Origin of the sequence: Pseudarthrobacter sp. C1, assembly GCF_034720455.1 — a bacterium.
In the GTDB taxonomy this organism is placed as follows: Bacteria; Actinomycetota; Actinomycetes; order Actinomycetales; family Micrococcaceae; genus Arthrobacter.
In genome coordinates this window covers 59,250-78,664 of sequence record NZ_JAYESK010000004.1, presented here as the reverse complement: position 1 = coordinate 78,664, position 19,415 = coordinate 59,250, and the positions used below count along the sequence as shown (strand labels likewise).

Below are 19,415 nucleotides of genomic sequence, written 5' to 3'. Positions count from 1 at the left end.
CCGCCGGCGGCGCACCGGTCAACTCTCCAGGAGGAGCCGCTGGGCCCGGGGCGCCAGCGTATATTCCAGGACCAGGGAGGCCGCTCCGATGGCTCCGACGTCCTCTCCTACCCCGGTGCCCACCACCTCGATGGGGTGGATGAGCCGGGTGTCGCTGTTGGCATCGAGCAGCGCCGGAATCTTCTCGAGGTAGCGTCCGGCCAGCCGGCTCCAGAAGGGCCCTCCGAACACCACGCGCTCAACGTCCAGCGTGTTGGTGACCACTGAGGCGGCACGCGCTACCCGCGCTGCGGACTTGTCGATGATGGCAAGGGCCTGTTCGTTTCCCTCGTCCGCAAGGTCGCACAGCCGGGAAAAACTTTGCTGGATCTCCGCACCGCTGTTCCCGGACCGCGTGCCGTCCAAAATCCCGGCGGCCTCCGCTTCGGCCACCAACACCTGCGGGATGCAGGTGGACTTCACGCAGCCGCGCAGGCCGCAGTCGCAAGGGGGTCCGTCCGGGTCCACCACGATATGGCCGATCTCGCCGGCGTTTCCGGAAGTTCCCCGGACAACCTCGTCATTGAGGACAATGCCGCAGCCGATGCCGGTGCCCATGTACATGAAGACGAAGCTGCCGGAGCCGCTGGGGCCGCCGGCCCACGTTTCCGCGACGGCGGCGCTGGTGACGTCCTTGTCCATCAGGACGGAATAGCCCGTGGCTTCGGAAAGGGCGCTGCGCAGTTCCACCCGGTCCCAGCCGGGGAGCAGGGGCGGATCCACCACGGATCCGCTATCAAGGTCGATGGGGCCGGGAGCAGCGACGCCGAGTCCGGCGATCCTCTCCCGGTCCACGCCGGAGTCCTCCACCAACTGGGCGATCTCCTCAGCGATGGTGGAAATAACGGCCGACGGATCGTTGCCGCCGGGGGTTTTGATCCTCGAGTGCCGCACCACTGCGCCCACCAGATCCAGGACCACGAAGGTGGTGACAGCGGGATCCAGGTGGACACCCAGCGCGAACACACCGCCGGGGTTGAGCCGCAGGATGGTGCGCGGCTTGCCGGGTCCGCTGCCTTCCTTGCCCGCCTCCACGATGAGGTTCTGGTCAAGGAGGCGCCGGGAGATGTTGGAGATGGTCTGCGGTGAGAGGCCCACAATCTGGGCCAGCTCCACCCGGCTCAGCCCGGCGGAAGCCCTTCGGATGGCGTCCAGGATCACCGTGAGGTTGAAGTCCCCCATTTTGGGCAGGTTGGTTCCGCGCCTCGGTGAGGATTGGCGGATCTCAGTCACGGCTTCCCCTAAACGTCTTTGGCCACGTACTTGTGGTGATGCTTGAATCGTACGTTACGCGTGGTCACAGACCCATAGGGCGGGCACGACGGCGCGGCGCGGCAACGGCGGTCCTCCCCCTGGGCGGAGCGGGGCCGGCCTGTTCCGCTCATCCGTCGACGCGGCGGGTGCTCAACGTCACCGTGAACTTGGGGTTCCTGCCCTTCACGGCAGTAGGCCCAACGTGCCGCTCCAGCGCGGGCAGGTAGGGCAGGTGTCGGTTGAAGACCGTCCACAGCTCGCCCCCGGGCGCGAGGACCCGTCCCGCCGCCTCAATCATCTTTAGGCCTGCTCCAGCATGGACCCCGGCGCCGACGTGGAACGGCGGGTTGAGCAGGACCAGGTCCACGCTGCCTGCCGCCAGGCTGCTGAGGGCGTCATCCTGCAGGACGGTGATTCGGCCTTCCAGCCCGTTGGCTTGTGCCGTTGCCTGCGCGGAGGCCACTGCTGCGGCGGACTGGTCCGTGGCGGTCACTGCTGCCCCAGGGTGCTGCCGGGCGTACATGGCGGCAAGGATTCCCGTGCCGCAGCCCAGGTCGACGGCGTGCCGGGCCGTCTTCATGGCCGGGAGGAACGTCAGCAGGAACCTGGTACCGATGTCCAGTTTGGTGCCGGCGAACACTGCCCCATGGGCGGCGACGTCGAGGTCGAGGTCGGCGAGGTGTTCGACGACGGGATAGTTTCCCTTCCCGCCCCCTTGCGGACCGCATGCCAGGATCACGCGCGACTTCTGCCTGGCGAGCTGCGGCTGGACGGAAGAGAAGTGGCGTTCCAGCACGGCGTTCATGCCGAGTGACATGTGCTTGACCCGCCCGCCGGCCAGGAGCGTAACGTCCGGTGCCGCGTAGCGGGCCACCGCGGCGGCGATCTCGTCCAGCTCAGCCAGCGTCTTGGGCAACTGAAGCAGTACTGCCTGCGCCCCGGCCAGGAGCTCCGGGCCAAGCGGCAGCTGGGTGAACCCGGGCTCCCCGTCCGTGGAACCGGCGGGCATCCCCGCCGGGGCGTCCGGGAGCAGGCCGGCGCTACGGAGCCCGGCCGCGTTGAGCTGCAGGGCGCGCTCCCCGGTGATCAGGTCCTGGTGGACCCTTACGGAGCCCGGGTTGAGCGCGGCGAGGGCCCCCAGCGTCAGCGCACCGTACCGGTCCCCGATGACGGCCACTGCGCTTCCGGAAGCCACCAGTCCCCCGGCTGCCTCAAGCAGGAGCCGGTCCGTGGCGTCCCACGCCTGCAGGTTGGGTGCTTCCACATCCGGCCTGCGCCGGAGTGCTGCAAAGAGATCCCCAAGACTGTTTGATGCCAACTGTTCCCGCTGCTTTCCGTTGTTCTGGTTGCACGTGCCGCTGCCCGGAACTGCTGCCGCTCATTCCAAAGCCGTCCGCAGGCTTTCCCGGCGGTCCCGCCGGGCGCCACCCGGGCCGTCCCCGGCGTCGAGCATTACATGGCCGGTGCCACGGCGCTGAAGGTGACAGGCAGCGGAGAACCCGGCCGGCCCGCACCAACGACGATGACGTCGGTTCGGGCAGAATTCACCTCCCCAATGATAGTCGCGCGAGGTATTCCGGCCTTAGTGTTGGCCCATGGAGACGGGAGGAGCACCATGACCACAGCTACCGGGAATGCATCGCGGCTCGCCAGGGCCCTGGCAGTAGTGCTTGGCACTGAAGAAATACCCCTGCGCCTCCGCGCTTGGGACGGTTCCGAGGCAGGGCCGGCGGGAGCGCCTGTCCTTGAGTTCCGATCCCGCCGCGCCCTGCGCCGGATCCTGTGGTCCCCGGGCCAGCTCGGCCTGAGCCGTGCCTATGTGGCTGGCGAGATCGACTCTCCCGGGGACATTTTCGCAGCGTTCGCGGCCCTGAGCTCGGCGGGCAAGTTCGCGGAGCCGGGTCCGTTCCGGCCGCTCACCGCCGGTGAAGTCTGGACGCTGCTGCGCACCGCGGTCCGGCTGGGCGCCCTGGGCCCCAACCCTGCACCACCGCCGGAGGAGGCAAGGGTGGCCCGGAGAGGTCCCCTGCACTCGCGCCGCCGTGACTCCGCAGCCATTTCGCATCACTATGACGTGGGCAACGACTTCTACGCCTTGGTGCTGGGACAGTCCATGGTCTACTCCTGCGCCGTGTGGACCGACGACAGCGACCACCCGGAGCAACCGGATGCCGGGAGCCGGCTCGCCGACGGCCTGGACGCCGCGCAGGAGGCCAAGCTGGACCTGGTATGCCGCAAGCTTGGCCTCCGGCCGGGCATGCGCGTGCTGGATGTCGGCTGCGGCTGGGGCAGTTTTTCCCTGCATGCGGCCGGGAAGTACGGCGCAACCGTTGTGGGCGTGACGCTGTCCAAGGAACAGGCCATCCTGGCCCGGAAACGGGCCGCAGACGCCGGACTGACCGAACGGGTGGACATCCGGGTCCAGGATTACCGGGACATCGGGGACGGTCCGTTCGATGCCATCAGTTCGATCGGAATGTCCGAGCACGTTGGGCGGGCGCAGACCCCCGGTTACGCCGCTGCCTTGTTTGGCCTGCTCCGGCCGGGCGGGCGGCTGCTAAACCACGCGATCTCCTGGAATGCCGGTCCCACCAAACCCGATCCGAATTCCTTCATCCCCCGTTACGTGTTTCCGGACGGGGAGATGATCAGCCTCGGCGAGATGGTTTCCGCCCTGGAGGCAGCAGGCTTCGAGATCCTGGATGTGGAGGCACTGCGGCGCCACTACGCGTTGACCCTGCGCGCGTGGGTCCACAGGCTGGAGGCAAACTGGGACCAGGCTGCGAAACTCAGCGGCCTCGGAAGGGCCCGGGTCTGGCGGCTTTACATGGCTGCAAGCGCACTGGGTTTCGAAGGCGGCCTGACAGGCGTCAACCAGGTCCTGGTACAGCGGCCCGGCGGCGACGAACCGCCGCTGCGGCGTACAGCGTGGCTTTGACTGCCTGGGCCGTGGGGCGATACCGGGTCGTGCCCCCGGAACCGGGCTCTTAAGCAAAAGGGACGATCCCGTGGGGATCGTCCCTTTTGTGCCGGTGGAGCTGAGGGGACTCGAACCCCTGACCCCCTGCATGCCATGCAGGTGCGCTACCAGCTGCGCCACAGCCCCGGACTTTGCCGCTCCCGGTTTACCACCTCGAAGCAACCTGTTCAGCTTAATGCACTTTCGCCGCTCACGCCAATCGGCCTGGTCCGCCTTGGCGGCCGCATGGGCTCCCGGCCGGGGCAGGCAAAGCACACAAAAAAATCCGCCGGAATCGCAGTGATTCCGGCGGACCGTCCGGTGGAGCTGAGGGGACTCGAACCCCTGACCCCCTGCATGCCATGCAGGTGCGCTACCAGCTGCGCCACAGCCCCGAACTATTGCCGCTCCTTCAAGCTTTTCGGCTTTCCCCGAAGCAACTCAAATATCTTAGAACAGCAATTCCGAAAATTCCAAATCGGGCATATTCCGCGTGGTTCCGCGGATTTACTCGCTCTCGGACGCAGCAACAGCCTTCACGGAGGTGTCGTCACCGAGCTGCAGGTCAACGACGGGGCAGTCCTTCCAGAGGCGCTCCAGGGCGTAGAAAACGCGGTCTTCCTCATGCTGGACATGGATCACAACGTCCGAGTAGTCCAGCAGTACCCAGCGGCCGCCGGAACGGCCTTCACGGCGGACAGGCCGCAGGTCCTGCTTGGCGAGCTCTTCCTCGATCCCGTCCACGATTGCGTTGACCTGCCGCTCGCTGGGTGCGGAGGCAATGAGGAAGACGTCGGCCAGGGCGAGCCGCTCGCTGACGTCCAGGGCAACGATATCCTGCGCGATCTTGTCCGCGGCTGCCTTGGCGGCGGCGCGGGCTATGGTGATGGATGATTCTGATGCAGTCACGTGACTCCTTGTTGGGTGGAAACTCTAAGTGGCGGAACGCGGCTCAGCGGGACATGCCGCTGATGATGAGGATGATGCCCGAGACCAGGGCCACGATTCCGAATGCCAGGATGCAGAACTGCAGGACCCTGTTCCGCTGCGCCCGGGCCAGTCCGGCCGTGGCAGCGTCCAGGGGCTCCAGGCCATAGGCCGACCTGGCGGGGATCCGCGGGAGGTCCTCAAAGAGGTCCTCCGCCTGGTTCGCGTCGGTCATCACGGGCCGCGGACGGGCGGCCGCGCGGGCTGCGGCTTCCGCCCTGGCGATGACGTGGGAGCGGCCCGAACCGGCATCGGGTGCGGCCGGACGCTGAGGCCCCGCAGGGCGCCGTTTCTTGGTTCCGGGCGCCGTAACCTTCGACCCCGGACGGGTGGTGACCGGGACATGTGAGGTTGCGGGCGGCTTCATGACCGGCCGGTCGATGCCGGGTACCTGCACGAACTCCAGCGGGGTGACCATGGCAAGGTTGCTGGCCGTCGATGGCGCCGGGCGCTGGCTTGCCGGGCCGGCCTGGTCCCCGGCGCCGGGTTCCCGTGCCGGGCTCGTGGCAGGATCCCTCGACGGCGCAACCGGGGCTCCGGCCTGCTCGGCCAGCTTCTGCTTGGCAATGGCGCGGCGGTTCAGGATCGCCGCACGTTCGGCCAGGGCGATCTGCTCCGCCAGGATCTCCGGGTCAACCGCTTCCGGGTCCAGGGAGGCGATGTGCTCCATCTTGGCGATCTGGTTCTTGGCCTGCTCGGCGAGCAGTGCCCGTGCCGCCAGGGCCTGTTCCACCGTCATGCCCGCAGGGGCTGCAGGACTCGGCTCCGCACCGGAGGGCTTCTTGCCGTCCTGGGCAGCCCGCTCCCCCGCGCCCCGGCCTCCCGGCACCTGAGCGGCGGCATCGGTCTGGACGGACGACGGCGGCACAACGGGGTTGGCCGCGGTCAGCGCCTGTTCCTTGAGCTGCTGCAGGCGGAGCTGGCGCCGGGTGGGTGGCCCTCCGGCAGAGAGCTGGCCCTCTTTTTCCTCCAGCTCCTTAAGGGTGCGCAGGGCTGCGCGGTCGCGCGCCCGGATCTGGGACGACCGTTGAGTGGAGGTTTGCTCGGACACAGCAGCAGCGGGCCCGGGGGCCGAAGGGGTGGCAGCAGGCGGATTCGCGGCAGGGGAAAGCTGCTCCGTGCCGGCGGGCACGGGCTGTTGGGCATCCCTGGCCTTCCGGAGTTCCCGGCGGCTGCGGATGGGGGGCTGTTCCTGACTCATTGAGAACTCATTCAGTACTGGCTGGTTCACGTGCTTGGGAAGTTGGGACATCGCCGGCTTCCACGGCGTCGGCGTACAGGCCGTACTTGGCGATGTACTGGACAACGCCGTCCGGCACCAGATACCAGACCGGGTTGTTCGCCGCCACGCGCGTGCGGCAGTCCGTGGATGAGATGGCCATGGCCGGAACCTCAAGGAGGCTCACGTCAGCGCGTCCCATCCCGTCGAGGACATGGCCCGGCCGGGTGACTCCCACAAAGTGGGCGAGCGACCACAGTTCGTCGATGTCCTTCCAGGAAAGGATTTGTGCCAGTGCGTCCGCTCCGGTGATGAAGAACAGATCAGCGTCGGGACGCTGGGCGCGGAGGTCCCGGAGGGTGTCGATGGTGTAGGTGGGACCTGGCCGCTCAATGTCTACCCTGCTCACAGTGAAGCGCGGATTGGAGGCCGTCGCGATGACTGTCATGAGGTAGCGGTGCTCGGGCTCGCTGACGTGCTGGTGGGACTTCTGCCACGGCTGGCCGGTGGGGACGAAAACCACCTCGTCCAGGTCGAATTCCGCCGCCACTTCGCTGGCTGCGACCAAGTGGCCGTGATGGATGGGATCGAACGTCCCGCCCATCACGCCAAGCCGCAGCCTGCCGGTGGCACCCGAGCGGTGCAGGGCGCGGGAAATGTTAGCGGCCCTGCCCGTGATCGTGCTTGTTGGGGTGCTGGCGGTGCGGGTCCGCGTGCTCCTCGGTTGCTGCGTGGCGGTTGCCCAGGTTGGAGTAGGACAAGGTGATGAACATCAGCACCAGCAGGAGGGCGAAAATAACCACCCCGAAGACCCACGGCTCAGCCCACAGCGGCGCGAGTTCGTGTTCTCCGCCTTCGGCGACGGACGTGGCAATCTGCTGGAACAGCATTTTCTCCCCTTGGGCTCAAACTATTGTGGCAGCGGAAAGCTCCGCCGTTTCTGACTTCTGGTCTATGTTACCGTGCGCTACCCGCGCACCTGGCCCTCGCCCTGCACGATCCACTTCGTGGTAGTGAGCTCGGTCAGCCCCATGGGGCCCCGCGCGTGCAGCTTTTGGGTGGAAATGCCCACCTCGGCGCCGAGGCCAAGCTCCCCGCCGTCGGTGAACCGGGTGGAGGCATTCACGATGACGGCAGCAGAATCAACCTCGGCGATGAACCGTTCTGCGTTACGGAGATCGTTGGTGAGGATCGCCTCGGTGTGGCCCGTGGACCACGTACGGATGTGCTGCACGGCCTCGTCCAGGCTGTCCACCATGGCCACCGCGAGGTCCAGGTCCATGTACTCCGTGCCCCAGTCCTCCTCAGTGGCAGGTTCGGACTCGATGGAGGCGGGCAGGGCCGCGCGGACCCGCTCGTCGGCATGCAGCCGGACCCCTGCCTGGCGGAGCGCGGCTGCCACGGCGGGAAGAACGGGGGATCCCGAGTGGACCAGGAGCGTCTCCACCGTGTTGCAGACGCTGGGCCGCTGGGTCTTGGCGTTGAGGAGGATCTCGACTGCCATGTCCTCGCTGGCCGATTCATCGATGAAGATGTGCACGTTCCCTTCACCGGTCTCGATCACAGGCACGGCGGAGTTGACGACAACGGTCTGGATGAGCTCCCGGCCGCCGCGGGGAATCAGCACGTCCACCCTGCCGCGCGCCTTCATGAGGACGTTGGCACCTGCGCGGCCGTACTGGTCGACTGTCTGGACGGCGTCGGCAGGCAGGCCTACGGACTCCAGCGCTTCACGCAGTACCCGCACCAGCACCTCGTTGGTGGCTTGGGCGGCAGTGCCGCCGCGCAGGATCACGGCGTTGCCGCTCTTGAGTGCCAGCCCCGCAATGTCCACGGTGACGTTCGGCCGTGCTTCGTAGATTGCCGCCACCACACCCATGGGCACGTTCACCTGCCGGAGGCGCAGGCCGTTGGGAAGCGTCTGCCCGCGGACCACGTTACCCACGGGATCGGGAAGGTTGGCCAGGTTTTCCAAAGCTGCCACGAGTCCCGAGATGCGGGTTTCCGTCAGGGTAAGGCGGTCCAGCATGGCGGCGGAGGTGCCATTGGCTTTTCCTGCCGCCACGTCCATGGCGTTGGCCGTAAGAATGGCCCCGGTGTTCTCCTCCAAGGCTGCGCCGACGGTACGGAGGGCGCGGTCCTTCCAGGCCCGGTTTGCCATGGCCATACGGCGCGCGGCGTCACGGGAGCGGTCCGCAATGGCATGGACTGCTGCCTCAATATCGCCCGAAGACAGCGGGGAGTCAGCCGGCACCTGCGCCACAGATGAAGTAGCCGGCTGCGCCTCGGTGGCGGCAGTATCTCCGGGATTTTCAGCAGTCGTGTTGTGGATCAGGGCCTCAGTCATGTTCCAAGTTTAGGCGAGCGGGAAGCTCAAACCAGCACCAGGTCGTCAACGTGAACAACTTCGCGGTCATAGCCGCTGCCCAGCGCCTCACCCAGGTCCCTGGTGGACCGGCCAAGCATCTGCGGCAACTCCGCTGACGAATAGTTCACCAGTCCCCGCGCAACCACGGTGCCGTCGGCAGCTGCTATCTCGACGGCGTCGCCCGCTTCAAATTCACCCTGGACGGCGGAGATGCCTGCGGGAAGCAGCGAGGTGCGGTGGTGCCGCACAGCCTTGACGGCGCCTTCGTCCAGCACCAGCCGCCCTTGGACGGAGGCGACGTGCGCCAGCCACAGGAGGCGGACGGGCTTGCGGGCACCGTTGACCGTGAACCAGGTGCCCACGTCCTCGCCGTTAAGGGCAGCCGCCGCGTTAGGGGTGGAAGTGACAAGGGCATGGATGCCGGAGCCGGCTGCCATGGTGGCCGCTTCCACCTTGGTCAGCATCCCGCCGGTGCCCACGCCTGCCTTGCCGGGTTTCCCGATGGAGACACCATCCAGGTCCGCGGGGCCCGCAACGAGCGGGATCCGCTTCGCGCCAAGTGACGGCGGGCCGTCGTAGAGGGAGTCGACGTCGGACAGCAGCACGAGGGCATCGGCCCGGACCAGGTGGGCAACCAGGGCAGCGAGCCGGTCGTTGTCACCGAAGCGGATTTCATGCGTGGCCACGGTGTCGTTTTCATTGACCACCGGCACCACGCCAAGGTTGAGCAGCCGGTCCAGGGCGCGGAAGGCATTGGTGTGCTGGCTGCGCCGCATGAGGTCTTCGGCGGTGAGCAGCACCTGGCTGACCGTCACACCGTGCGCCCCGAAGGCCTGGGTGTAGCGGGCCATCAGGAGGCCCTGCCCCACGCTGGCAGCTGCCTGCTGGGTGGCAAGATCGCGGGGGCGCTTGGCAAGGCCCAGGGGTGCCAGGCCCGCGGCGATGGCACCGGAGGAGACCAGGATGATTTCGGTGCCGGTGTTGCGTTTGGCCGCCAACGCGTCAGCCAGGGCAGTCAGCGCCTCTTCGGAGATGCCGCCCTTGATGCTGGTCAGCGACGACGAGCCAACCTTCACCACGATCCTGCGGGCGCCGGCGAGCACGCTCCTGTCCACGGACCGCGCCAGCGGCACCGCAGCTGCCGCCCTAGAACTCATCGCCTGCGTCCAGTCCACTCTCCTTGAGCGGCTTGGCGACCCGGCGGCTGCTCACGGACTCGGTCCAGATGCCGGCCTTGCGCTCGGCTTCAAGTTCGGCGCGGGCGGCCGCCCTGGCGTCCTTGCGTTCCTGCTGCTCTTCACGTTTCTGTCCGCGCGTGGGGCGGTCGCCGATATCGGCAAACCGGACGTCGGTGCCGCGCGGCGAGGCCAGCAGTTCCGCACCGGCCATCATGGTGGGCTCCCAGTCGAAGACAACGCCGTCATCCTCGCCAATAACAACTGTGTCGCCGGGCTTGGCGCCCTGCTTGAACAGCTCCGTCTCCACGCCGAGCTTTGCCAGGCGGTCAGCGAGGTAGCCGATGGCTTCCTCGTTGGTGAAGTCCGTCTGCTTGACCCAGCGCACCGGCTTTTCGCCCAGCACGCGGAACAGCGGCTCAAGGCCCTTCTCTTCCCGGCGGATCCGGAAGCCTGCTTCATTGACCGCGCGGGGCTTGATGACAACGGGCTGCACCTTGGGCGGCGCAGCAGCCACCGCGTCCCGGGCCGCCTGGACGATTTCGGCCATGGCAAAGCCCAGCTGGCGGAGGCCCTCGTGGCTAGTTGCCGAGATTTCAAAGACCCGGTAGCCGCGGGATTCCAGTTCGGGGCGGACGAACTCGGCCATGTCCTTGCCGTCCGGCAGGTCCACCTTGTTCAGTGCCACCAGGCGGGGGCGGTGGTTCAGCGGAACCACTTCACCGTCCTGGCCCGCGTAGCTCATGTCCACGGCGTACTTTTCGAGTTCGGCCTCGATAACGGCCAGGTCCGAGAGGGGGTCCCGGTCAGCCTCCAGCGTTCCGCAGTCCAGGACATGGACCAGCGCCGCACACCGCTCCACATGGCGGAGGAAGTGGTGTCCGAGGCCCTTGCCCTCACTGGCGCCTTCAATCAGCCCCGGTACGTCTGCAATGGTGAAGCGGACATCCCCGGCCTGCACTACGCCCAGGTTGGGAATCAGGGTGGTGAACGGGTAGTCGGCGATCTTGGGCCGCGCCGCGGACATGGCGGCGATAAGGCTGGACTTGCCGGCGGACGGGAAACCCACCAGGGCAATATCCGCAATTGACTTCAGTTCCAGCACAATGTCGCTGGACTCGCCTTCGATGCCGAGGAGGGCAAAGCCGGGAGCGCGGCGCTTCTGCGAAGAGAGCGCGGCGTTGCCCAGGCCGCCGATGCCGCCCGCCGCAGCCACGTACTCGGTGCCTTCGCCCACGAGGTCGGCGAGGACGGTGCCGTCCTTGGACTTGACCACCGTGCCGTCCGGAACGGGCAGGATGAGCGTCTCGCCGTTCTTTCCGCCGCGCCAGTCCCCCATGCCCGGGCCGCCGTTGGTGGCGTGGCGGTGGGGCGCGTGGTGGTAGTCAAGGAGCGTCGTGGTCTGGTGGTCCACGCGAAGGATCACGTCGCCGCCGTTGCCGCCGTTGCCGCCGTCGGGACCACCCAGCGGCTTGAACTTCTCACGGTGGACGGAGACGCACCCGTGGCCGCCGGTACCGCCGGATACGTGCAGTACTACCCGGTCTACAAAGCTGGCCACGTGGATCTCCTCAGTGCTGTTTCCTGGACACCCAAGGGCGCCAAGACGATTGTAATGCGGTTAAAAGAACAGTGGAGCGGACCACATGGCCCGCTCCACCGCTTCAGAACTGGTTGTTACTCTGCAGCTGCAGCAGCAACGATGTTGACGACGCGACGACCGCGGCGGGTGCCGAATTCAACGGCGCCCGGGGTCAGGGCGAACAGGGTGTCGTCGCCGCCGCGGCCAACGCCGGCGCCCGGGTGGAAGTGGGTGCCGCGCTGGCGGACGATGATCTCGCCTGCGGAAACTACCTGGCCGCCGAAGCGCTTGACGCCGAGGTACTGTGCGTTGGAGTCACGACCGTTGCGAGTGGAGCTCGCGCCCTTTTTATGTGCCATCTGAAATGCCTGCCTCTAAATTCTGGGGAATCTGCTGAAAAACCTGAACAGTAACGGAAGGTTACTTGATACCAGTGATCTTGACCTTGGTCAGTTCCTGGCGGTGACCCTGGCGCTTCTTGTAACCGGTCTTGTTCTTGAACTTCTGGATCACAATCTTAGGACCACGGAGGTCCTGGAGGATCTCAGCCGTAACAGTTACCTTGGCCAGGTCAGCAGCGGCGGAGGTGACCTTGTCACCATCAACCAGGAGCAGTGCGGGCAGCTGAATGGTGCTGCCAGCTCCACCGGCGACGCGGTTCAGGGTAACGAAGTCTCCAACGGAAACCTTCTCTTGGCGGCCGCCTGCGCGGACAATCGCGTACACCACTTGGGAACTCACTTCTCTCGACGTTTATTACAAATTTGCGTGCGGAACCCGGTTCCATAATTGGTTGGGCTCTCGCTGTGCCTCAACGCCGTGGGGTCATAACCCAAGTGTTGGCGTAAGCACCGAAGATCTAGAATACGCTAGTTTTGGCTTCGGCCGCAAATGAGGCTGGTTCCGGCGGGTTGTCTGTGATAGGTACCACAACACATTTCCTTGGCCGGGGGGTGCCCCACCATAGTACCGGCGCGGCGGCCGTCCGGACGTCAGGAATGAAGGCGCGGCGCGTCGAAAAATTCAACTTCCAGGCGGCAGGACTGCCTGAATGCCGTGGCCATGGCATCCTTCTCATGCGCCGGAGCGGTGCGCCCCGCACTGTCCACAATGGCAACCGCCCTGCGGGTGGCCGCGGCGAAGTCCTCATCCGCGTATGTGCGCAGCCACTCCGCGTAGGGATGGCCCGCCGGCTCCCCGGCAGCCACGAACTGTGCGTGGAGCGTTTTGCCCACCTCCGCGTACAGCCAGAAGCAGGGCAGGACGGCTGCCGCCAGCACGGCATAACTGCCCGACGCCGATGCCGCCACCAGGTGGTCCACGTAGGACTTGGTTACGGGTCCCAGCTGCGGCTCAACGGTCCGGGTACTGAGCCAGGAGCGGTGCAGTTCAGACTCGACCTCCAGGCATTGCGCGGCGGAACGTGCCCAGAAGAGTTGCTCTGCCTCGGTGGGGGCCAGGGCACTTGTCCGCGCGAGCACCCGTGAATAACCGTTGAGGTAGATGGCGTCCTGGGCCAGGTAGTAGCCAAACTGTTTCTCGGCCAGGTCGCCGGAGGCCAGGTCCCGGATAAACGCCAGGGAATAGATGGCTTCCAGGTGCTCCTCCGCTTCAGCCCACAGCCGCGCCGCGAAGCTGCCTTCAGCAGGCTCCGGCTGAAGGTGGTGGAAGTGGTGGACTGGTCCGTTGCCCGTACCCACCTCCAGCGACTCCGAGGCCTCCAGCGCGCCGGACAGCCAGGGCTTGACCTCCCGGAGGGCTGCCTCCCAGTCCCCCAGCCGCACCTGGACTGTGGCCATGGCTGATGACAGTGAACAACCGGTGCCGTGGCTGTTCAGCGTTGCCACCCGCTTGCCCGGGACCACCACCACGTCCTGGCCAGGCGTGCCTGCAGTGTTGACAAGGGCGTCGGGGCATTCGTCCCCGGCCAGGTGTCCGCCCTTCACAAGCACCGTCGCCCCGGTGGCGGAAGAGAGCTCGCGGCCCTGTTCCAGGGCGCCTTCCCAGCTCTCCTGCACGTTCCCGCCCACGAGCATGGCAAGTTCAGCCAGGTTGGGCGTGATGAGGTGCGCCAGCGGCAGCAGTTCGCGAAGTGCGGCTTCGGCGGATTCCTGCAGGAGCCGGTCACCGCTGGTGGCCACCATGACAGGGTCCAAAACCACGACGCCGGGACGGACTTTTTCGAGCCACGCCCGGACAGCTTCGATCACCGCGACATCACCCAGCATCCCGATTTTCACGGCGTCGATGCTGATGTCCTCACTGAGCGCGTCAAGTTGCCGGGTGAGGAAGGCAGCAGGGGGAACGTGGACGCCTCGTACGCCGCGGGTGTTCTGTGCGGTGAGGGCAGTGATGGCGGCCATTCCGTAGCCGCCGTGGGCCGCGATGCTTTTCAGGTCCGCCTGGACGCCGGCTCCGCCGGACGGATCCGAGCCCGCGATCGAGAGGACCCGGGGCACGTTCCGCCGCTGGCCGGACTGTGCTGCAGGGGCAGGGGCGCCCTGAGGGGTGGCAGCGGGCAATTCGAGAGTTGAAGACAAGAGACATCCCTTCGCCGGTGCTAGCCGGACAGGTTCAACGGGTGTGGATCTCAGCCGGCTCTGTGCGCGGCACCCCGTGTCGGTTCACCAGCCTAGCTTTTTTGCGGTACGCAGGGCGAAGGTGACGCAGTGCGACTGGTGCGGCCTTAAATGCCGGATGCCCGGCCGTCCACACGTGGTGGGCGGCCGGGCATCCAGCGTGTCGCGTGCCGTGGCCTAGAGTTCCGAAGCGGGAACCCCGACACCCAGGATGATGGGCTCCGCGGCAGGCTTGGCGTTGCCTGGCGCAGGGGCACCTGCCTGGTCAGCTTCCGGCGCCTTTGCAGAGTGTGAATGCCCTGCCGCCGCGGCGGGGACATTCTCGTGCTGCTCGACGGAGGTCTCGTTGGCCGCACCCTGGGCGCGGCTGGCGCTGCGGTTGCGGCGCGCCCGGCGCGGGCGGGACTGTTCCAGGGTGTGGTCGGAATAGTCCTTTTCGCGCAGCGCATGGGCAGCCTGCAGCGGCTCAGGCCGGACCTGCGGCGACTCCGCCTGCGGTGCCTGGACGTGCTGCGGTGCCCGGACCTGCTCCGGTTCCCGCTGCTCCTTTTCCGGCGCCCGCCGTTCGGGCTGACCGGCTGCGGCTTCCGCGGCAGGGGCAGGCTCACCGAGGTGGGCGAAGGCTTCGGCGAGCCGGTCCAGCGTCAGGGCCGGCTTCGGCTGCTGCTCCTCCGCGTGCTCCACGAACGGCAGGGCAACCTTCTCCCCGCCAAAGGTGAGGACGGCGGCAGGCCGGGAGGCGTCGCCGTCGTGCTTCTCAGGTTCCGCCGGCTGGACCTGCGGAGCCTGCCGGGCCGCGGCTACCTCATCGTCGTGCAGGTGGGCGGCGTGTGCTGCCGCAGCAATATTGGCAAGGGCAAGCCTGGTGGCTTCGGCCTTCGCGTGCCGCTCGGCGTCCGTGGGGTCGGGGTGGACCGTGTGCACGTGGAGGGCGGCTGCAGGAGCAGCGTCCACCTGCTGGCCGCCGCGGCCACGGCGGCGCTTCCGGTCAGGACGGACGCCGGGCTGGCTGCTGTCCCCGCGCTGGGCCTCAGCGCGGTGGCTTTCATTCCGGACGTCCGGGCGGGCGTCCGAGCGCTGAACGTGGTGTTCGGCCGCCACGATATTGGCCCGGCGGTGCTCCACGGGGTCATCGTGGGTCACCACGCCGCGGCCGGCGCAGGCCTCGCACTGCTCGCCAAACACTTCAAGCAGCCCGGTGCCCATCCGCTTGCGGGTCATCTGCACCAGGCCAAGGGACGTGACTTCGGCAACCTGGTGCTTGGTGCGGTCGCGTCCCAGGCACTCCACCATCCGACGGAGGACGAGGTCGCGGTTCGATTCCAGGACCATGTCGATGAAGTCGATGACGATAATGCCGCCGATATCGCGCAGGCGGAGCTGGCGTACCACTTCCTCCGCAGCTTCCAGGTTGTTCTTGGTGACCGTCTCTTCAAGGTTGCCGCCGCTGCCGGTGAATTTGCCGGTGTTGACATCCACAACAGTCATGGCCTCGGTGCGGTCGATCACCAGCGAGCCGCCGGAGGGCAGGAAGACCTTCCGCTCCAGTGCCTTGTGGATCTGTTCGTCGATCCGCCATGCGCTGAAGATGTCCTGGTCCTTGGTCCACTTCTCGAGGCGCCCCACCAGATCGGGAGCAACGTAGGTGACGTAGGCCTCAATGGTGTCCCAGGCTTCCTCGCCGGAGACGATCAGCTTGGAGAAGTCCTCGTTGAAGACGTCGCGGACCACCTTGATGGTCAGGTCCGGTTCGCCGTACAGCAGTTCCGGAGCAAGGATCTTGGTGGACTTCGACTGGCTTTCGATGCCTTCCCACTGGGCCCGCAGCCGGTTGATGTCGTGGGTCAGCTCTTCCTCGGAGGCGCCTTCCGCAGCGGTCCGGACAATAACGCCGGCCTGCTCGGGGAGGCGGTCCTTGAGGATCCGCTTGAGGCGGTTGCGTTCGACGTCGGGCAGCTTGCGGGAGATGCCGGTCATGGAACCGCCGGGAACGAAGACCAGGTAGCGGCCCGGCAGTGAGATCTGGCTGGTCAGGCGCGCGCCCTTGTGGCCCACGGGGTCCTTGGTGACCTGCACCAGGACGGTGTCGCCGGACTTGAGCGCGTTTTCAATGCGGCGCTGCTTGCCCTCGAGGTTCACGGCCTCCCAGTTGACTTCGCCAGCGTACAGGACGGCGTTGCGGCCGCGTCCGATGTCCACGAAGGCTGCTTCCATGGACGGCAGCACGTTCTGGACCTTGCCCAGGTAGACGTTGCCGATCAGGGAATCCTGCTGGGTCTTGGAGACAAAGTGCTCGGCCAGGACGCCGTCTTCCAGGACGGCAATCTGGATTCTGTCATCGCGCTGGCGCACGATCATCTGGCGGTCCACGGACTCCCGGCGGGCCAGGAACTCGGCTTCGGTGATGACGGTGCGGCGGCGGCCCGTGTCGCGCGATTCGCGGCGGCGCTGCTTCTTGGCCTCCAGGCGGGTGGAGCCCTTGACGCTGGTGACCCGGTTGCTGACCGCGGGTTCTCCCACGGGGCGCGGGGCGCGGACGCGGGTCACCGTGTTGGGGGGATCGTCGTCTCCCCCGCCCGTCAGTTCAAGGTCCTGGTCGCCACGGCGGCGGCGGCGCCGACGGCGGGACGTCACGCCTTCGTCGGCCTGCCCGGCGGCTTCCTCGTCGGCGTCATCGGCAGCATCGGTCTCGGCATCGGAGCCTTCGGCGTCTTCGCCGTCACGCTCGCCAGTCCTGCTGCGGCCGCGGCGGCCGCGGCCTCGGCGCCTCCTGCGGTTACCGGCATCGTCCGAGTCGTCCTCGGTGTCCTCTTCTTCAGCTTCTTCCGTGGCGGCCGGCGCGGGCCGGACAACAGCGCTGAGATCCGGGGCCTGGAACAGGACGGAAGTGGCGGAACCTGGCTCCAAAAAGAGGGAGCCGAAAGGGCTTGCCGGGGCGGTGGAAGCGGCAGGGGCGGCTACGGGTTCCGCGGCAGCCTCGCCCTGGGCGGCTGCCTCGGCGGCGGGCGGGCCCTGCACGGGAGTGCCGTTGTCCTGCCCGGCTGCGGAAGGCAGGACCGCAGGTTCCGGTGCGGCCGCTTCGGCTTCAGCTGCGGCGACTGCCGGGTCAGCGACGGCTGCAGCTTCCGCGGCAGGTGCGGCTTCGGCGGGTGCAGCTTCGGCGGGCGCACTCTCTGCCTGCGCAGCCGCAGCCTCCACCGCCGGGGCGGAGGTCTTGCGGGTGGCAACCCGCCGGCGTCGGACGGGTTTTACGTCCTCCGCGGCGGCTTCAGAAGGCGCGCCGGCCGACGCAGCCTGCGCGCCGGCGTCGTCGCCGGTAGCGGCAGGGGCGGCTGCCTCCTCAGCGAAGGCCGGAAGCGGCTCAGCCGGGTCAACCTTCTTCCTGGAGCGGCTCCGGCGGACGGGTGCCTTCGCCTCAGCGGCGTCGGTAACCGGCACTGTGTTTACTGCGTTCGCGCCGGATTCGGCGGCGCTGGCCCCTGCCTGCACGGAATCTGCGCCCGCGGTGCCTGCCGCAACGTCTGTTTCGGCGATCAGGGCGTCACTGGCCTTGGGAGCGGCTTTCCGCCTGGTCCTCGTGGCCTTCTTCGGCTCGGCCTCGGCACCCGTGGCGGCGGCTTCATCATTAACGGCTGAAACTTGTTCATTATCCATATGTGGCAACACTCCTGCCCCTGACGTACCGCCACATCCGGCACCCATTGGGGCACATATTGTCAAAACCCGCAGGCGTTGACAGAAGTCAAGTGGATACCCCCAGGTTCGCACCGGCAGTGGGGTGCGGCAGCCCGTGGGGGCCGGCAGGATGTTCAAAAACCCGTTGTTCCACGTGTCACAACCAGGTGCCGCCCAATGGAGTTGCGGGAGGCCGGATTGACAAATCCAAAGCCTGCGCTGCTCATCATTGGCGGTCTTGCGAACAAGCCACCGGACCGGAATCCGAATGTGGATCGGGTTCCAGCCACGTTCATTCTCTCATACCCGGACTATTCCACGGCGGAAGAGGCGCTGCCTGTTCCCTCCCTGAAGGGTCTTTCCAGCCGCCGGCGTTACAATCGGGCAAGGAGCACCCGATGAAAAGGACGCCTTGCCAATGCCCAGCATTTCCCCCGTCAGCGGCACCCACGCGCCGGAACGGACTCTTGACCCGGACACCAGTGCGGCTGGAGCCCGCCCGCCCATGACCCGCGACCGGCCCCTCGGCTGGCTGCTGGTGGTCACCGGGGTGGTTGGCTGGCTCGCGTCCGGAGCACTGGTCCTGGAGAAGCTGGAGGTCCTCAAGGACCCTAACCACACCACGGTGTGCGATGTGAACCCTTGGATCTCCTGCGGCCAGGTGATGCAGACGTGGCAAAGCTCGCTGTTCGGCTTCCCCAACATGTTCATCGGCATCGTGGCGTTCGCCATCACCATCACGGTGGGAATGGCGCTGCTGGCCGGCGCCAACTTCGCCCGGTGGTACTGGCTTGGCCTGCAGGCCGGCGTCACGCTGGGCTTCGCGTTTGTGGTGTGGCTATGGTCGCAGGCGCTGTACGTCATCCACATCCTGTGCCCGTTCTGCATGATTGTGTGGGCGGCAATGATTCCGCTCTTCGTGTGGGTGACCATCCGGAACATCAGCGCGGGCGTGATCCCGGTACCTGCCAAGGCCGCCCGCATCCTGGGCGACTCCGGCTGGATCATCACCGCACTGCTCTACGTGGCCGTTATCGCCACCATCTTCTTCGCCTTTATCCAGGTTTTTGCCGGCACGTCAGGCTTCTAGGCCTGCGGACGGGAAAAGCCCCTGGTTCCGAAGAACCAGGGGCTTTTTGCTGTCCCCGGGCGGTCAGCCCTGGAACCAGATCTTGATCTCGCGCTCCGCGGAATCGGTGGAGTCGGAGCCGTGCACCAGGTTCTGCTGGACCTTCAGGCCCCAGTCACGGCCGAAGTCGCCGCGGATGGTGCCGGGGGCCGCCGTGGTGGGATCGGTGGTGCCGGCAAGGGAACGGAATCCCTCGATGACCCGGTGGCCCTCGAAGATCGCCGCAACAACGGGGCCGCTGAGCATGAATTCCACGAGGGGCTCGTAGAAGGGCTTGCCGACGTGCTCCTCATAGTGCTGCTCCAGGAGTTCGCGCGAGGCGTCTACCTTCTTGAGTTCGGCCAGGGTGTAGCCCTTGGCTTCGATCCGGGCCAGGATGGCGCCGGTGAGGTTGCGGGCGACGCCGTCGGGCTTGATCAGGACGAGGGTGCGCTCAGTGGTCACGACTG

The 19,415-nt window shown here is 67.0% G+C and carries 16 protein-coding genes, 2 tRNA genes and 1 riboswitch; of the genes, 2 read left to right on the top strand and 16 right to left on the bottom strand.

Going from position 1 to position 19,415, the window contains the following annotated elements; all coding sequences use genetic code 11:
- Nucleotides 1-18 precede the first annotated feature (18 nt).
- A complete protein-coding gene (locus U7114_RS08005) occupies nucleotides 19-1,221 on the bottom strand; it encodes an ROK family protein (protein WP_323057203.1) in 1,203 nt (400 codons plus the stop codon).
- Between the two features lie 199 nt (nucleotides 1,222-1,420).
- On the bottom strand, nucleotides 1,421-2,611 hold the full coding sequence (locus tag U7114_RS08000) for a class I SAM-dependent methyltransferase (protein ID WP_323057045.1): 1,191 nt from the start codon (nucleotides 2,609-2,611) through the stop codon (nucleotides 1,421-1,423).
- Between the two features lie 297 nt (nucleotides 2,612-2,908).
- On the opposite strand from U7114_RS08000, the gene U7114_RS07995 reads away from it, so the two are divergent.
- Entirely contained in the window at nucleotides 2,909-4,231 is a 1,323-nt protein-coding gene (locus U7114_RS07995; RefSeq protein ID WP_323057044.1) for a class I SAM-dependent methyltransferase, read from the top strand.
- Between the two features lie 95 nt (nucleotides 4,232-4,326).
- Here U7114_RS07995 and U7114_RS07990 read toward each other — a convergent pair.
- From U7114_RS07990 to U7114_RS07930, 13 genes are all read right to left on the bottom strand, one after another.
- A tRNA-Ala gene (locus tag U7114_RS07990) sits at nucleotides 4,327-4,399 on the bottom strand.
- A gap of 175 nt (nucleotides 4,400-4,574) precedes the next feature.
- Nucleotides 4,575-4,647 (bottom strand) — tRNA-Ala (locus tag U7114_RS07985).
- Nucleotides 4,648-4,759: 112 nt separating this feature from the next.
- On the bottom strand, nucleotides 4,760-5,161 hold the full coding sequence (rsfS, locus tag U7114_RS07980; RefSeq protein ID WP_321213738.1) for a ribosome silencing factor: 402 nt from the start codon (nucleotides 5,159-5,161) through the stop codon (nucleotides 4,760-4,762).
- Nucleotides 5,162-5,204: 43 nt separating this feature from the next.
- A complete protein-coding gene (locus tag U7114_RS07975) occupies nucleotides 5,205-6,440 on the bottom strand; it encodes a hypothetical protein (RefSeq protein WP_323057043.1) in 1,236 nt (411 codons plus the stop codon).
- A 7-nt stretch (nucleotides 6,441-6,447) separates the two neighbouring features.
- The gene (nadD, locus tag U7114_RS07970) at nucleotides 6,448-7,077 is read right to left on the bottom strand and encodes a nicotinate-nucleotide adenylyltransferase (protein WP_255428835.1); all 630 of its coding nucleotides are present in this window, start codon (nucleotides 7,075-7,077) and stop codon (nucleotides 6,448-6,450) included.
- A gap of 40 nt (nucleotides 7,078-7,117) precedes the next feature.
- Nucleotides 7,118-7,348 carry a hypothetical protein gene (locus tag U7114_RS07965; protein WP_157241972.1) on the bottom strand — a complete coding sequence of 77 codons (231 nt, stop codon included), beginning with the start codon at nucleotides 7,346-7,348 and terminating at the stop codon, nucleotides 7,118-7,120.
- A 77-nt stretch (nucleotides 7,349-7,425) separates the two neighbouring features.
- Nucleotides 7,426-8,805: a glutamate-5-semialdehyde dehydrogenase gene (locus U7114_RS07960; RefSeq protein WP_323057042.1), complete on the bottom strand. Its 1,380-nt coding sequence runs from the start codon at nucleotides 8,803-8,805 to the stop codon at nucleotides 7,426-7,428.
- Between the two features lie 26 nt (nucleotides 8,806-8,831).
- A complete protein-coding gene (gene proB / locus U7114_RS07955; protein WP_323057041.1) occupies nucleotides 8,832-9,983 on the bottom strand; it encodes a glutamate 5-kinase in 1,152 nt (383 codons plus the stop codon).
- Nucleotides 9,973-11,562, bottom strand: coding sequence for a GTPase ObgE (obgE, locus tag U7114_RS07950; protein WP_323057040.1), 1,590 nt, complete (start codon nucleotides 11,560-11,562; stop codon nucleotides 9,973-9,975). Before obgE ends, proB begins: the two co-directional genes overlap by 11 nt.
- Nucleotides 11,563-11,678: 116 nt before the next feature.
- Complete coding sequence (gene rpmA, locus U7114_RS07945; protein ID WP_009372867.1) at nucleotides 11,679-11,942, bottom strand: 50S ribosomal protein L27; 264 nt, start codon at nucleotides 11,940-11,942, stop codon at nucleotides 11,679-11,681.
- Nucleotides 11,943-12,003: 61 nt separating this feature from the next.
- Nucleotides 12,004-12,312 carry a 50S ribosomal protein L21 gene (gene rplU / locus U7114_RS07940; protein ID WP_066276623.1) on the bottom strand — a complete coding sequence of 103 codons (309 nt, stop codon included), beginning with the start codon at nucleotides 12,310-12,312 and terminating at the stop codon, nucleotides 12,004-12,006.
- A gap of 263 nt (nucleotides 12,313-12,575) precedes the next feature.
- Nucleotides 12,576-14,123, bottom strand: a complete 1,548-nt coding sequence (thiD, locus tag U7114_RS07935; protein ID WP_416235548.1) for a bifunctional hydroxymethylpyrimidine kinase/phosphomethylpyrimidine kinase — start codon at nucleotides 14,121-14,123, stop codon at nucleotides 12,576-12,578.
- Nucleotides 14,113-14,210, bottom strand: a riboswitch (TPP riboswitch). Its footprint overlaps the gene before it by 11 nt.
- Before the next feature lie 129 nt (nucleotides 14,211-14,339).
- The gene (locus U7114_RS07930; RefSeq protein WP_323057039.1) at nucleotides 14,340-17,816 is read right to left on the bottom strand and encodes an Rne/Rng family ribonuclease; all 3,477 of its coding nucleotides are present in this window, start codon (nucleotides 17,814-17,816) and stop codon (nucleotides 14,340-14,342) included.
- Nucleotides 17,817-18,255: 439 nt separating this feature from the next.
- Between U7114_RS07930 and U7114_RS07925 the strand changes: the two genes are divergently transcribed.
- A complete protein-coding gene (locus tag U7114_RS07925; protein ID WP_157241968.1) occupies nucleotides 18,256-18,927 on the top strand; it encodes a vitamin K epoxide reductase family protein in 672 nt (223 codons plus the stop codon).
- A gap of 63 nt (nucleotides 18,928-18,990) precedes the next feature.
- Here U7114_RS07925 and ndk read toward each other — a convergent pair whose 3' ends face one another.
- A complete protein-coding gene (gene ndk / locus U7114_RS07920) occupies nucleotides 18,991-19,410 on the bottom strand; it encodes a nucleoside-diphosphate kinase (RefSeq protein WP_228403670.1) in 420 nt (139 codons plus the stop codon).
- Nucleotides 19,411-19,415 lie beyond the last annotated feature (5 nt).